Genomic DNA, 13,864 nt, shown 5'->3' with positions numbered 1-13,864 from the left:
GGGTGACAATGCCCCGATTATGGGCGAAACCACCGGGCAGCGGCAAACCGGCTATGCTCGCAGGATGATGCCATTCGCCCTGCTCCACGACCTGCCCCGACAGTTACGCCGCCCCGCCGTGCGCGACCTGGCCTGGGCGCTGTTGTCGCCGCCGCTGCTCGATGCCCCGCCCTGCTCCCAGCGCCACCCGCTGGCAGGCAGCCTGTGGGCGGACCAGCCGCAACGCCTGGGCCGCTGGTTGCGGGCGTTGGACGACGATGACCGGCCATTGCGCGACTGGCTGGCACAGCTGGGCAGCCGGCGTCTGGGCCATTACTACGAACGCCTGTGGCAGTTCGCCCTGGGCCAGGCACCAGGCATCGAAGTGCTGGCGGCGAACCTGGCGATTCGCGACGGCGGGCGCACCCTGGGCGAGCTGGATGTGCTGCTGCGCGACCGCGATGGCGTGCACCACCTGGAACTGGCCATCAAGCTGTACCTGGGGCCGGAGCACGCTGGGCAGGACCCTGCCACCTGGCTGGGGCCGGGTTGTCATGACCGGCTGGGTACCAAGCTGGCGCACCTGGCGAGGCACCAGTTGCCCATGTCGAACCATGCGCACAGTCGCGAAGTGCTGGCGCAACTGGGGGTCGGCCAGGTGCAGGCGCATGTGTGGCTGGGAGGGTATCTGTTCTACCCGTGGCCAGGCCAGGCCGAGCCACCGCAGGGCGCCAACCCGCAGCACCTGCAGGGGCGCTGGGTGCGGCGGCGGGACTGGGTAATGGCTGAAGGTGAACGTTGGCAGCCGCTGCCGCGGCATGCCTGGCTGGCACCGGCGCGGGTCGCAGCGGACGGTTGCTGGGAGGTGGAGCAGTTCGCCGCATGGTTGCACCTGCTGGAGCGGCAGGCACCGGCGCAATTGCTGGTGAGGTTGGCGCAAGAAGCTGATGGCGCCTGGCAGGAGGCTGAACGGGTGTTCCTAGTGGTTGATAATTGGCCACATCTGCCCGATGTCTGATGTTGTCTGTGCTGGCCCCTTCGCGGGTAAACCCGCTCCCACAGGTACTGCACAAGTCCCGAATGCTGTGCAATACCCTGTGGGAGCGGGTTTACCCGCGAAGAGGCCGGTGCAGACAACACAATTTTCACAGACCCAGCGCAAAGATTCGCCACCCGATAACCCGTACAGTTGTACCTGAGCGCCGCCAAGAGCGCCTTCCCGCACCTGATGACGAGGACCGTTCATGGTTTCAACCACCCCCGCGCCGCATTACGCGCGCCTGTCCATCGCCCTGCACTGGCTGATGCTGGTGCTGCTGGCCGCAGTCTATGCACTTATCGAATTCCGCGGCCTGTTCCCCAAGGACAGTGTCGAACGCAACCTGATGAAAGACCTGCACTTCATGCTTGGGCTCTGCGTGTTCGTGCTGGTCTGGCTGCGCCTGGCCATCCGCCTGGGCCACCCGACGCCCCCGATCACACCAAAGCCGCCGGCCTGGCAGACCGGGCTGGCGCACCTGGTGCACCTGGCGTTGTATTTGCTGATGATCGGCCTGCCGCTGGCCGGCTGGCTGATCCTCAGTGCCGCCGACAAACCGGTGCCGTTCTTCGGCCTGGAGCTGCCACACCTGATCGGCCCGGACCCGGACCAGGCCAAGTTCATCAAGGGCTGGCATGAACGCATTGGCAGCTGGGGCTACTGGCTGATCGGCATGCATGCCGTGGCCGGCCTGTACCACCACTACGTCAAGCGCGACAACACGCTATTGCGCATGCTGCCTTACAAGTAACCGCGCCGGCCCTGCAGGCCGCCGGTGTGCACCACGATCAGGCGAGTGCCGGGCGCGAACAGCCCGGCTTCGACCTGTTGCTGCAGGGCCAGCAGGGCCTTGCCGGTATAGAGGGCTTCGAGTGGCACGCCGGTGCGCCGTTCGCAGTCGGCGATGAACGCCAGCAGTTCATCGTCGATCTTGCCGAAGCCGCCACGGCAGGCGTCATGGAGCTGATAGCCCTGCGTCCCCGCCAGCTCGGCCAGCGCTTGTTCGACCCCATGACCCCGCGGCACGGCCAATGCGCCATGCACCACATGCCTACCCTCCTCGGCCAACACCAGGCCGGCCATGGTCGTCCCGCTTCCAGCGGCCAGCCACCAGGCGTCATAGTCGGCCCAGCCGAGTGCGGCGAGTTGTGCGCGGGCCTGATCGAGGATCAGGGCACAGCCTTGCGCCCCCGCCAGCCCGCCACCGCCTTCGGGAATACACTGCCAACCCGGATAGCGCGCCTGCCAGGGTTGCCAGAAACCGGGTTGGTTACGCGCACGGTAACCGCCGTAGCCCAGCCAGTGCAGCTGCATGCCCAGCGCCTGCAGGTCACGTACGGTCGGCGTGTCCTGGGCGTGCCCGCGCAGCAGGCCGGCGGTGGCGAAGCCGAAGCGTTTGCCGGCGGCGGCCAGGGCGTGCAGGTGGTTGGAATGGTTACCGCCGAGGCTGATCAGCCCGGCGGCGTTGCTGGCCATGGCGTGCTGCAGGTGATGGCGCAGCTTGAACCACTTGTTGCCGCTGATCAGCGGGTCGATCAGGTCCAGGCGCAGGATGGCGGCTTCGACCCTGGCGCTTTCCAGCCAGGGCAGATGCAGCGGGTGCAGGGGGGGTTGGGCTAGGTCGAGGCACATGCCGCGAGTTTACCAGTGAACTCCGGGGGCGCTGTGCGCCCTTTTCGCGTCACGGCCCCGGCAATCTCAGAGCTCAGCCGCCAACCTCGAACCTTGATTGATCGCCCGCTTGGCATCCAGCTCCGCCGCCACGTCCGCACCGCCAATCAGATGCACCGACTGCCCCGCCGCCACCAGCCCGTCCTGCAGCTCTCGCAACGGCTCCTGCCCGGCACAGATCACCACATTGTCCACCGCCAGCACCTGCGGCTCGCCGTCGGCCACGCGAATGTGCAGGCCGGCATCGTCGATGCACAGGTACTCGACGCTGTTGAGCATCTGCACCTGCTTGTTCTTCAGCCCGGTGCGGTGAATCCAGCCAGTGGTCTTGCCCAGGCCGTCGCCCACCTTGGATTTCTTGCGCTGCAACAGGTAAACCTGCCGCGCCGGCGCATGGGGCTCGGCCTTGACCCCGGCGACGCCACCGCGTGCTTCCAGCTGGGTATCGATGCCCCATTCCTTCCAGAACGTTTCACGGTCCTGGCTGCTGGCCACACCTTGATGCACCAGGTATTCGGAAACGTCGAAGCCGATACCCCCCGCGCCAATCACCGCGACAGTCTTGCCGACTGGCTTGCGTTCAAGCAGCACATCCAGGTAGCTGAGCACCTTGACATGCTCGACACCCGGGATGGCCGGTGTGCGCGGGGCAATGCCGGTAGCCAGGATGATCTCGTCGTAGCCCCCGGCGACCAGGTCCTGCACATCGACCCGGGTGTTCAGGCGCAGGGCCACGCCTGTGCTTTCTACCTTGTTGCGGAAATAACGCAGGGTTTCATGGAATTCTTCCTTGCCCGGCACCCGCTTGGCCACATTGAACTGCCCGCCGATCTCGCTGGCGGCGTCGAACAGGGTCACCGCGTGGCCACGCTCGGCTGCCACCGTCGCAGCGGCCAGGCCGGCCGGGCCAGCGCCAACCACGGCAATACGCTTCACCGTGCGCACCGGCAGGTAGTTGAGCTCGGTCTCATGGCACGCGCGCGGGTTGACCAGGCAGCTGGTCAGCTTGCCACCGAAGGTATGGTCCAGGCAGGCCTGGTTGCAGCCGATGCAGGTATTGATTTCGTCGCTGCGCCCGGCGGCGGCCTTGTTGACGAAGTCCGGGTCGGCCAGGAACGGTCGGGCCATCGAGACCATGTCGGCATCACCCTCGGCCAGCACCGCCTCGGCCACTTCCGGGGTGTTGATGCGGTTGGTGGTGATCAGCGGAATGCCGACCGCGCCACGCAGCTTGGCGGTGACCTTGCTGAACGCCGCGCGCGGCACCTTGGTGGCGATGGTCGGGATGCGCGCCTCGTGCCAGCCGATACCGGTGTTGATCAGGGTCGCACCGGCCTGCTCGATGGCCTTGGCCAACTGCTCGATCTCGTCCCAGGTGCTGCCGCCCTCGACCAGGTCGAGCATCGACAGGCGGAAGATGATGATGAAGTTCGGCCCCACCGCAACACGCACCCGGCTGACGATTTCCACGGCCAGGCGCATGCGGTTTTCATAGCTGCCGCCCCAGCGGTCGGTGCGCTGGTTGGTGTGGGCGGCGAGGAACTGGTTGATGAAATAGCCTTCCGAACCCATGATCTCGACGCCATCGTAGCCGGCCCGCTGGGCCAGTACGGCGCAGTTGACGAAATCGGCGATCTGCTTCTCGATCCCTGCTTCGTCCAGCTCCCTGGGCTTGAACGGGTTGATCGGCGCCTGGATCGCGCTGGGTGCCACCTGCCGCGGGCTGTAGGCATAGCGCCCGGCATGCAGGATCTGCAGGCAGATCTTGCCGCCGGCGGCGTGTACCGCCTCGGTGACGATGCGGTGCTTGTCGGCCTCCTCCTCGGTGCTGAGCTTGGCCGCGCCGGAATACACCCCGCCTTCATCGTTGGGCGCGATCCCACCCGTGACCATCAGGCCGACGCCGCCCCTGGCGCGCTCGGCAAAATACGCGGCCATGCGCTCGAAGCCGCCAGGGCGCTCTTCCAGGCCGGTGTGCATCGAGCCCATCAGGGTACGGTTGCGCAAGGTGGTGAAGCCCAGGTCCAGCGGGGCAAGCAGGTGCGGGTAGCGGTCGGCGGCCATGGAAGGGTCCCCAGGTGGCGTGATCACGGGATGCGGCGGCCTCACCGAGCGGCGGGCCCCGTCGTTTGTCTGCCTGCGACATTAAACAGCCGTTTGAACCGGCTCAATGATCGAAACTGACAAGTTGATGATCCTGGTGCACAGCGTTTCAGGTCCGCAAGGGGGCCAGGCTGTGTGAAAACACCTGCGCTTGTCTCACCTTCTGATTGTTCAGAACCTGGCGGGGACGATCATGAAACGGTTCACTGAAGGTGAAGCGCGGACCCAATTCACGCTGCTGCCGGAGTGCCTGGATGATCACAAATGGCTTTTGGCCGACGGCGCTACCGGCCAGTCGCGAGCACCAGGCGATTGGTTCAAGCACATGGGCCTGGCGATATAGAAGACATGGCCTGGGCAGTAGCGGCTATAGCACCTTTGGAAACCCTCGCAGAACCTAGGTACGGTTAGCCGATACCCATAGACGATGGTGCGAAAATTCCCGTGGCAATAGGGTTCGCGAACCGGTGCTCCGGCTACCTCGCGATCGTCCTGTGAGCTTTGCGAGACCTGGTCCCCCGGCCCTCATTCGCCGCACGAGCGGTAACCAGACGAGAGTTTTCACCATGAGCGACAAGACCAAAGGAACCTCCCGCCGCGCCATAATGGGCGCCGGCGTGGCAGCTGCAGCAGTTGCGGTAGCAGCCCCAGTCCTGGCAAGCCAAGTGGGTAGCAGTCAGGCCAAGGTTGGTGGGCGTAATGAGCGACAGTCGAGCTACCTCACACTTCGCGATGGCACTGAGCTGTTCTACAAGGACTGGGGCAGTGGTCAGCCCATTGTCTTCCATCACGGATGGCCGCTGTCCGGGGACGACTGGGACAACCAGATGTTGTTCTTCCTCAGCAAGGGCTACCGCGTTATTGCCCATGACCGACGTGGCCACGGTCGCTCCTCGCAGACGGCGCAAGGCAACGACATGGACACCTACGCCGCCGACGTGGCGGAACTGGCGGAGCACCTGAACCTGAAGAATACCGTGCACATCGGCCACTCCACCGGCGGTGGCGAGGTCGCCCGCTACGTCGCACGCCATGGCGCTGGCCGCGTCGTCAAGGCGGTGCTGATCGGCGCCGTGCCACCGATCATGCTGAAAACCGAGAAGAACCCCGGCGGCTTGCCGCTGAAGGTGTTCGATGGTTTCCGCGAAGCACTCGCCGCCAACCGGTCGAACTTCTACCGCGACGTAGCGGCGGGCCCTTTCTATGGTTTCAACAGGCCGGGAGCCCAGGCCACCCAAGCGGTAATCGACAACTGGTGGCGGCAGGGTATGAATGGCGGCGCCAAGGCCCATTACGACTGCATTGCGGCCTTTTCGGAAACCGACTTCACCGAGGACCTCAAGCGGATCGCCGTGCCGACGCTGGTGCTACATGGTGAAGACGACCAGATCGTCCCCATCGACGACTCCGCACGCCTTTCGATCAAGCTGCTGCGCCACGGCACCCTGAAAACCTACCCTGGCCTGCCCCACGGCATGTGCACCACCCACGCCGACACCATCAATGCGGACCTGCTGGCCTTCATCAAAAGCTGACGCCGGCACAACGCAGAAGGCCCGGCGCGTTCGCACCGGGCCTTTTGCGGTTCAGAGCTGCGACAAGCCACCATCGACACACAGGTCGACACCAGTGATGAAACTGCTGTCGTCGGATGCGAGGAACAGCGCCGCGTTCGCCAATTCTTCGGGGCGGCCAAGACGCCCCAGCGGAATCAGCCCCGACAGCTGCTTTTCGAAAATATCGAACTGCGCCTCGCCGATGCCCATCTTGCCGATGATCGGGGTCAGCACCGGGCCGGGGCTCAGACAGTTGACGCGGATGTTGCGGCCTTTGAGTTCCGCCGCCCAGCTGCGGGCGAAGGAGCGCACCGCCGCCTTGGTCGCTGCATAGACCACGTGGGCTTCCAGTGCCTTAAGGTGGGCGATGGACGACACCAGCACGATGGAGCCACCGTCGCGCAGCAGCGGCAGCGCTTTCTGGATGGTGTAGAAGACACCCTTGACGTTGATGTCGAACTGCTCGTCGAACTGCTGTTCGTCAACCTGATCACCCGGCGCCGGGCGAATGATGCCGGCATTAGCGACCAGCACGTCGAGGCGGCCGAAGCGCTCGCCCACCTCTTGGTACAGCGCGTCCAGATCCGCCAGCCGGCTGGCGTCCGCACGGATACCAACGGCGCTTTCACCGATGAGCCCGACCGCCTCCTCCAGCGCATCCCGGCGGCGTCCGGTGATGACCACTTCGGCGCCTTCCAGGGCGAATCGTTGTGCGGTGGCCAGACCGATACCACTGTTGCCGCCGGTAACCAGGGCGACCTTGTTGCTTAGCTTTCCCATCATCTCTCCAACGTGGCTTGTGAATGAGCTGGTCCGGGAGGTCGCAGATCGGGGGCGCGCGGCAGGCTCCCGTGCAGGGGCAGATAACGCTCGATCTTTTCCGCCAGGCGTTCGCGGCGCTCGGCAAGTTGCGCCTGAAGGGCATCCAGCGCTGCCAGTTTTTCCAGGTGCTGCTGCAGGCAGGCGAGGAAGCCTTCGCTATCTTCCTCCTCCTCCAGATACTGCAGCAGGCCGCGGATCTGCCGGGTACTGAAGCCGCACTCGAGCAACTCGCGAACCCACAGCACGCGCTGTACCATGGACGAGGCATAGTCGCGATAACCATTGTCCAGCCGCGACGACTCGATCAGTTGCCGTGACTCGTAGTGGCGCAGCGCCCGTGCACTGACGCCGGCGCGCAAGGCCAGCTCTCCGATTTGCATGTCAACCTCCGGTGGGACAACTCTGGGGGCTTGACGCTAGTGTCAAGGTCAAGCCCCCTTTGGCTTTTTTCAGGCATCTTTCGCGGGATGCACAGGCAGGGTGAACTGCACCACCGCACCACGGGGCTGGTTGGCGCTGGCCCAGAGCCGGCCGCCATGGCTGTCGATGATCGAACGGCAGATCGACAGGCCCATGCCCATGCCGGTGGCCTTGGTGGTGTAGAACGGGGCGAACAGCAGGTCCGCATTGCTCTCGGCGAATCCCGGCCCGCTGTCGCACACCCTCACCCGCACACCATCTTTGTCGTACTCGGAGCTGACCAGCAGGTGGCGCTCGCCGGCGGGCACACTGCCCATCGCTTCCAGGGCATTGACGATCAGGTTGAGCATCACCTGCTGCAGCTCGACCCGGTCGCCCTCCACTTCCGGCAGGCCGTCGGCGAGTCTGACGCGCACCACGGCGCCGCACTTGGCCGCCTCGCCACGGGTGAACTCGACCATCTCGCGCAGCGCCGCGCTGACGTCCACGGGCTGCTTCTGCGGCGGGGTCTTGCGGATCAGCTGGCGGATGCGCCCCAGCACCTCGGCGGCTCGGTTGGCGTCCTTGATGATGCGCCCAAGCACCTGGCTGACCTCGCCCAGCTCCGGCGGCTGCGCACTCAGCCAGCGCAAGGCGGCATTGGCATTGGTCACCGTGGCGGCAATCGGCTGGTTCACCTCGTGGGCGATGGACGCCGCCAGTTGGCCCATGGTCGCCACGCGGTTGGCATGGGCCAGTTCCGTCTGCACCTCGCGATAGCGCCGCTCGCCCTCGCGTACGCGCTCCTCGGCCTGCTTGCGCTCGGTAAGATCGAGCACGAAGGCCACGCCTTCCTGCAGGCTGGCTTCGAAGGCCGCCAGGCCGACGATCACCGGCACGCGGCTGCCATCCTTGCGGATGTATTCTTTCTCGAAGGGCTGCGCATGCCCGGTTCGAATGGCCGTGGCGAGATGCGCCTGACTCAGCGCCAGGGATTCCGGTGGCGTTATGTCGTGCCAGCGCACGCGGCCGGAAAGCAGGTCGTCACGCTCGTAGCCGACCATGCGCAGGAAGGCGTCGTTGGCTTCGGCTATCTCGCCTCCGGCGCTCCAGACGATGATGCCGATGATATTGGCGTCCACCAGCCGGCGAATCTTCGCCTCGCGCTCGGCGGCGTCGCGATACAGGCGCGCGTTCTCCAGCGATGTCGCCGCCTGTGAGGCCAGCAGGCGCAGCACGGCAATCCGCGCCGGGCTGAACACGCCGGCCGAGAGGTTGTTCTCCAGGTACAGCGCGCCGGTGAGCTTGGCCTGTTTCATCAGCGGCATGCAGAGAATCGAACGCGCGCGGTGCTGGCGGACATAGGGGTCGGTGGTGAGGGCCGGCTCGGCCATGGCGTCTTCCAGGCACAGGCTCTCGCCGGTGCGCAGCACCTGGTAGAGCACCGTTTCGGCCAGCGCCGCCGCGCTGATCGGTTCGTTGCACAGCAACATCGCGCCATCGCCGACGGTCGCCAGAGCTGCTATGCGGGGCTCACCCGCCTCGGCGAGAACCAGCACGCCGCGCTCGGCGCCAGCCTGCTCGATGGCCGTGCGCATCACCATGTCGATCAGTTTCTCCAGGACTATTTCCCCCGAGGCGGCCTGGGACACCTTTAGCACCGTAGCCAGGTCCAGGTGTTCCACCGGGGTGGCGATGGTCGCGGTCGGGCCGGGCGCGGGCTCTTCGTTGCACAAGTAGCGATGGCGCCCCTCCAGTTGACGCACCTTGCCGTAGGCGCCCCAGCGCAGGTAGCCGTAGCGCGCGTCCTGCAGGTAGACGCGGGCGACCTTGGCCAGGCCGCGTGCACCGTAGAAGCGCCCCGCCAGCTCGTTGGCCAACGCCTCGATCTGCACGAAGCCGCTGTCCTGAGCCTGCCGGATGGCCTCCTCGTAGAGCAGCTCGGCGTCGACCACCCGCCCTTCGACGCGAGCGATTTCCGCGCCAACCAGCGTCCCCCGGCAGGCAAAGGATTCGGCGCACTGCTGCGCCCAATCCTGCAGCTTGGCGTGATGTCCGGCCAGCTCCCGCAGGATGCAGGGCTGCTCGCCGACGTCGATGGCATCGAAGCCGGCTGCCAGGGTCAGTGCCGCATGGAAGTGGTATTCGGCCTCCTCGGTGAAGGACTCCACCACCCACAACAGCGCCTTCGCCCGCGCCACACAGTGCATGGCCGCCGCGTGATCGCCTGCCATGCAGCGCGCCTGCAGCTTGCGTATCCAGTACTTGGCCGCTGCCAGCGCCAGGCCCGGCGTGCTGTCCAGGTGCGCTTCGAAACGCGCCTCGTCGAACAGCTCATCGTCGAAACAGCCAAAGGTCGGGGTCTGCCCTCGCAGCGTGCGGATCAGCGCCAGCTGCGTGCTGATGAAATCCACCACCAGGCCGAAGCGCACCTTCTGCGCATAGGCCAGGCCCTGCCCGGCCTCCTCATGCACCTGCGCCAGCGGCTCGCCGAGGAACAGCACATCGGCGATATGGCCATTGCCGGCATAAGCGGCGTAAGCCAGGTCGCCGACGCGGTTGGCCGCGACGAAAGCCCGGCGCAGCAACTCCCGGCACTCGCGCACCGGACGCATCCAGCGTGCCACGAACATCGAGAAGCACAGGTAGGTGCGCGCCTCATGGCGATTCAGGCCGCGCCGGTCGACCAGATCGCAGCCCAGGCGGCCAAAGCGGTAGCCGGCTTCGTAATCACCGAAGCGGCGGCCAGCGACGCGCCCGACATTCGCATACAGCATGCAGGAGGCGTCGCAATTGCCGCGCGCGAGGCTCAGGCTGACGGCCTTGCAGACGGTCAGGCTGGCCAGGTTGGCGTTGCTCTGCAACGCTGGAGCGAACAGCTTGCCGAGGGCATCGAGGGTGGCCAGGGTAGCAGCATCCTCCATCAGCGGCAGGTCGATCAGCTGTTCGATACTGCGCTCGCCCAGTTGCGTCCAGATCTGCTGGTACTCCATGCGCACCTGGTCGTCATCCGGGTGCGCCGACCAATGGATGCCGACCGCCTCCAGGTAGCCCAGGCACACGGCGACCGCCCTGTCGCTGCGGTCCTGCAGCAGGCATACGTCCATCTGCAGGCAGGCAACTGCCGCCTGCTCCACCGTGGTAATGGCGCGAGGCGTCAGCGCGGTGAGACGCTCGTCGGCCTGCGCCAGCTGGCCTGTGAGGAATTCGCACTCGGCACGATTGAGTTCCAGGGCGAAGCACAGGTCGTGACGACGCTCCCAGCAATCGCCGCCGAGCAGTTCCGCCCCGGCACCCAGGTAGGCGAGCGCCGAGCTATAGGCACTGGAAGCCTTGGCGCGTTGTCCTGCCAGCAGATTGTATTCGGCCAGTTGCTCCCGCTCAGCGCGGGCCTCGATCAGCCTGGCACCGCGATTGAGCTGGCCGACGATCTCGAAGATCGCCTCTTCGCGCCGCTCCGCCGGGGTCTGCTCGGCCAGCAGGCGGCCGATGCGAAGGTGCGCTCCGGCACGGGCTTCCTCGGCAATCAGCGAGTATGCCGCCTCGTGGATGCGGTCATGGGCGAATGCACACGCGCCCTCCAGACGCTCCACCAATTCCTGGCGAACCGCCGGCCAGAGTATCGAGTGGACCTTCGCCGACGGCAGGTCGAGCACGGTCGCCAGGGTATCGATCTGTGCCATGTTGCCGAGACAGGCGAGCTGCTGCAGGGCCTGGAGGGTTTGCAGCGGCAGGCGCGCGAGTTTGCCGACCATGAGGTCGACGACATTGTCGGTGAAGCCCTTTTCGTGGATGCGCTCCGGTTCCCAGCGCCAGCGCCGGGCCTCGTGGTCGTAGGTCAGCAACTCTTCCTCGGCCAGCGCCTGGAGGAACTGGATGACGAAGAACGGGTTGCCGGCGGTCTTGTCCTGCACCAGCCGGGCCAGCGCGACGATGCTCGGCGGCGGGCAGCGCAGGGCCTCGGCGATCAACTGCTCGATATGCGCGCGAGCCAGCGGCGCCAGGCGTATCTCATCGATGCGCACACCGGCCTGGCGGATGGCCTGCAGCTTGCGCGTCAGCGGATGGCTGGCGTCCACCTCGTTGTCGCGGTAGGCGCCGACCAGCATCAGGTGGCGCAGCTCCGAATGGGTGAGCAGGTCTTCCAGCAGGTCGAGGGTCGCTGCATCCAGCCATTGCAGGTCGTCGAGGAACAGTGCCAGCGGGTGATCGGCACGCGCGAACACGCCGATAAAGCGGTGGAACACCAGGAGGAAGCGGCGCTGGGCCTGCTGCGGCTCCAGCTCGGGTACCGCTGGCTGGTCGCCGATTATCAGCCGCAGCTCGGGAATCAGGTCGGTGATCAACCGCGCATTGGGCTCCAGCGCCTCCAGCAGCGCGCTGCGCCAGCCCTCCAGGACGTCGCCGCTCTTGCCCAGCAACGTGCGCACCAGCCCCTGAAAAGCCTGCACCAGCGTCGCATAGGGAATGTCGCGCTTGTACTGGTCGAACTTGCCGGAAGCAAACAACCCGCGCGGCGGCACCAGCACCTTGTGCAATTCGTTGACCACCGAAGACTTGCCGATCCCGGAGTAGCCCGACACCAGCACCAGCTCGGGCTTGCTGCTGGCAACGATGCGGGCAAAGGCATCGACCAGCACCTCGACTTCATGCTCGCGGCCATAGAGCTTCTCGGGGACCAACAGGCGGTCCGGCGTGCCCTGCTCATCAGGCGTGAAGGACGTGAGTTGCCCTTCTCGCTGCCAGTCAGCCAGGCATCGACGCAGGTCGTGCTCGAGGCCGGCGGCGCTCTGGTAGCGCTCCTCGGCGGTCTTGGCCAGCAGCTTGAGGACGATCTGCGAGAGCATCGGTGGCACGCCGGCAACCCGTTCGCCCGGCGGCAGCGGCTTGCGCGCGATGTGACAATGAACCCATTCCATCGGGTCGCTGGCGGTGAACGGCAGCGTACCGGTGAGCATCTGGTAGAGGACCACGCCAAAGGCATAGAGGTCGCTGCGTGAGTCGACAGAGCGGTTCATCCGCCCGGTCTGCTCCGGCGCCATGTAGGCCAGGGTGCCGGCGATGGTCTCCGGCGGCTCGGGCGCCTGGCGCTCGCGCGGCAACCGCGAGGCCAGGCCGAAGCCGGTCAGGCGCGCCTGGCCATCGGTGCAGTTTACCTGGATGTGATTGGGCTTGAGGTCCTTGTGCACCAGGCCGCGCTGGTGCAATTGGCGCAACGCCACGGCGATGTCCACGGCCAGGCGCAGGCAGGCGCCGGTTTCCAGCGGTTGTCGCAGCAGGCGTGACAGCGGTTCGCCGCCGGGGTCATCGAGCAGCAGGCGGGTCTTGCCGCCTTCGCGGTGCAAAGCCTGCGGACGCAGTGCCCAGGCACTGTGCAGTTCATCACGCAGGCTGTACTCGTGGGCCAGCCGTTCCAGCGTGGAGGGCAAGGGATGTTCGGCGGCGGGGCGCACCAGCAGCACGCTGGCGCCACCACCGCCGGAGGGGCGGACGCGGCAGAACACCCGCTCACCGTCGTTCCACAGGATCTTCTGTTTGCTGGCCATCGGCTCGGCAACCTCTGAGGGGAGTCTGCTGCCCCCCGAGCGGCGGTCAGCGACTGTCTTGCAATCGGTTCAGGTCGTCCGCAGCAACGGCTCGACGCCCAGGGCCTCGGCCTTACGCACCAGGTCGGCGACCGAGCGTGCGGCCAGCTTCTTCATCACCTGGCCGCGGTGCACCTTCACGGTCACCTCGCTGAGGTTGAGCTCGGCGGCGATCTGCTTGTTCATCAACCCCGCCACGACGAAGCGCAGCACTTCGCGCTCACGCAGGGTCAGCGCCTCGAACGCCTGGCGCAGCGCCGCGCCGGACTGCTCGGCCCGCAAACGCTCACCGTCGCGGACCAGGGCACTCGCCACCGCATCGAGCATGTCCTGATCGCGGAAGGGCTTGGCAAGGAAGTCCACAGCGCCGGCCTTCATGGCCTTCACCGTCATGGCGATGTCGCCGTAGCCGGTCATGAACACGATGGGCATCCGCACCCCGCTTTTCTCCATCTGCTCCTGAAAGGCCAGGCCGCTTTCGCCGCGCAGGCGTACGTCGAGAACCAGGCAACTGGGCACGTCACACCGGACAAAGGAGAGAAAGCCCTGGGTGGAATCGAAGGAGTGCACCTGCAGGCCTATGGAACGCAGCAGGCCATCGAGGGCGAGGCGCATGGACTCGTCGTCATCGACCACATATACCACCGGTTCCTTCGAGTCTTGCGGCGGATTGGAATGCGCCGATGCGCTCATCTTGCCTCCTTGAGGGA

General features: G+C 66.0%; 10 protein-coding genes. 4 read left to right on the top strand and 6 right to left on the bottom strand.

What is annotated here, in order from left to right:
• Nucleotides 1-19 precede the first annotated feature (19 nt).
• Both B4L76_RS18260 and B4L76_RS18255 read left to right on the top strand, forming a co-directional pair.
• On the top strand, nucleotides 20-997 hold the full coding sequence (locus tag B4L76_RS18260) for a DUF1853 family protein (RefSeq protein WP_296234422.1): 978 nt from the start codon (nucleotides 20-22) through the stop codon (nucleotides 995-997).
• 226 nt (nucleotides 998-1,223) lie between these two features.
• Complete coding sequence (locus B4L76_RS18255; protein ID WP_296234421.1) at nucleotides 1,224-1,769, top strand: cytochrome b; 546 nt, start codon at nucleotides 1,224-1,226, stop codon at nucleotides 1,767-1,769.
• On the opposite strand, the gene B4L76_RS18250 is transcribed toward B4L76_RS18255, so the two are convergent.
• The gene (locus B4L76_RS18250; protein WP_296234419.1) at nucleotides 1,760-2,650 is read right to left on the bottom strand and encodes a 1-aminocyclopropane-1-carboxylate deaminase/D-cysteine desulfhydrase; all 891 of its coding nucleotides are present in this window, start codon (nucleotides 2,648-2,650) and stop codon (nucleotides 1,760-1,762) included. The genes B4L76_RS18255 and B4L76_RS18250 overlap by 10 nt on opposite strands.
• Before the next feature lie 66 nt (nucleotides 2,651-2,716).
• Nucleotides 2,717-4,753 (bottom strand): NADPH-dependent 2,4-dienoyl-CoA reductase, encoded by a 2,037-nt coding sequence (locus tag B4L76_RS18245; protein ID WP_296234416.1) that lies wholly within the window; start codon nucleotides 4,751-4,753, stop codon nucleotides 2,717-2,719.
• A 232-nt stretch (nucleotides 4,754-4,985) separates the two neighbouring features.
• On the opposite strand from B4L76_RS18245, the gene B4L76_RS18240 reads away from it, so the two are divergent.
• Together B4L76_RS18240 and B4L76_RS18235 are read left to right on the top strand one after the other, a co-directional pair.
• Complete coding sequence (locus tag B4L76_RS18240; protein WP_296234414.1) at nucleotides 4,986-5,135, top strand: hypothetical protein; 150 nt, start codon at nucleotides 4,986-4,988, stop codon at nucleotides 5,133-5,135.
• Nucleotides 5,136-5,358: 223 nt separating this feature from the next.
• Complete coding sequence (locus tag B4L76_RS18235; protein WP_296234412.1) at nucleotides 5,359-6,327, top strand: alpha/beta fold hydrolase; 969 nt, start codon at nucleotides 5,359-5,361, stop codon at nucleotides 6,325-6,327.
• Between the two features lie 51 nt (nucleotides 6,328-6,378).
• Here the strand turns inward: B4L76_RS18235 and B4L76_RS18230 are convergent, their stop codons facing one another.
• From B4L76_RS18230 to B4L76_RS18215, 4 genes are all read right to left on the bottom strand, one after another.
• The gene (locus tag B4L76_RS18230; RefSeq protein WP_296234410.1) at nucleotides 6,379-7,128 is read right to left on the bottom strand and encodes an SDR family NAD(P)-dependent oxidoreductase; all 750 of its coding nucleotides are present in this window, start codon (nucleotides 7,126-7,128) and stop codon (nucleotides 6,379-6,381) included.
• The gene (locus B4L76_RS18225) at nucleotides 7,128-7,550 is read right to left on the bottom strand and encodes a MerR family transcriptional regulator (protein WP_296234409.1); all 423 of its coding nucleotides are present in this window, start codon (nucleotides 7,548-7,550) and stop codon (nucleotides 7,128-7,130) included. Before B4L76_RS18225 ends, B4L76_RS18230 begins: the two co-directional genes overlap by 1 nt.
• 69 nt (nucleotides 7,551-7,619) lie before the next feature.
• Entirely contained in the window at nucleotides 7,620-13,115 is a 5,496-nt protein-coding gene (locus B4L76_RS18220; RefSeq protein ID WP_296234408.1) for a trifunctional serine/threonine-protein kinase/ATP-binding protein/sensor histidine kinase, read from the bottom strand.
• A 69-nt stretch (nucleotides 13,116-13,184) separates the two neighbouring features.
• Nucleotides 13,185-13,847 (bottom strand): response regulator transcription factor, encoded by a 663-nt coding sequence (locus tag B4L76_RS18215; RefSeq protein ID WP_296234407.1) that lies wholly within the window; start codon nucleotides 13,845-13,847, stop codon nucleotides 13,185-13,187.
• Between the last annotated feature and the right edge of the window lie 17 nt (nucleotides 13,848-13,864).

This window comes from Pseudomonas sp. UBA4617 (genome assembly GCF_002386445.1).
GTDB lineage: Bacteria > Pseudomonadota > Gammaproteobacteria > Pseudomonadales > Pseudomonadaceae > Aquipseudomonas.
The sequence above is the reverse complement of the archived record's forward strand: the minus strand, read 5'-3'. Positions and strand labels throughout refer to the sequence as shown.

What these genes read in the sequence shown, in the direction of transcription:
- B4L76_RS18215 (WP_296234407.1), bottom strand. Translation starts at nt 13,847, where the DNA reads ATGAGCGCATCGGCGCATTCCAATCCGCCGCAAGACTCGAAGGAACCG.
- B4L76_RS18220 (WP_296234408.1), bottom strand. Translation starts at nt 13,115, where the DNA reads ATGGCCAGCAAACAGAAGATCCTGTGGAACGACGGTGAGCGGGTGTTC.
- B4L76_RS18250 (WP_296234419.1), bottom strand. Translation starts at nt 2,650, where the DNA reads ATGTGCCTCGACCTAGCCCAACCCCCCCTGCACCCGCTGCATCTGCCC.
- B4L76_RS18245 (WP_296234416.1), bottom strand. Translation starts at nt 4,753, where the DNA reads ATGGCCGCCGACCGCTACCCGCACCTGCTTGCCCCGCTGGACCTGGGC.
- B4L76_RS18255 (WP_296234421.1), top strand. Translation starts at nt 1,224, where the DNA reads ATGGTTTCAACCACCCCCGCGCCGCATTACGCGCGCCTGTCCATCGCC.
- B4L76_RS18225 (WP_296234409.1), bottom strand. Translation starts at nt 7,550, where the DNA reads ATGCAAATCGGAGAGCTGGCCTTGCGCGCCGGCGTCAGTGCACGGGCG.
- B4L76_RS18240 (WP_296234414.1), top strand. Translation starts at nt 4,986, where the DNA reads ATGAAACGGTTCACTGAAGGTGAAGCGCGGACCCAATTCACGCTGCTG.
- B4L76_RS18260 (WP_296234422.1), top strand. Translation starts at nt 20, where the DNA reads ATGGGCGAAACCACCGGGCAGCGGCAAACCGGCTATGCTCGCAGGATG.
- B4L76_RS18230 (WP_296234410.1), bottom strand. Translation starts at nt 7,128, where the DNA reads ATGGGAAAGCTAAGCAACAAGGTCGCCCTGGTTACCGGCGGCAACAGT.
- B4L76_RS18235 (WP_296234412.1), top strand. Translation starts at nt 5,359, where the DNA reads ATGAGCGACAAGACCAAAGGAACCTCCCGCCGCGCCATAATGGGCGCC.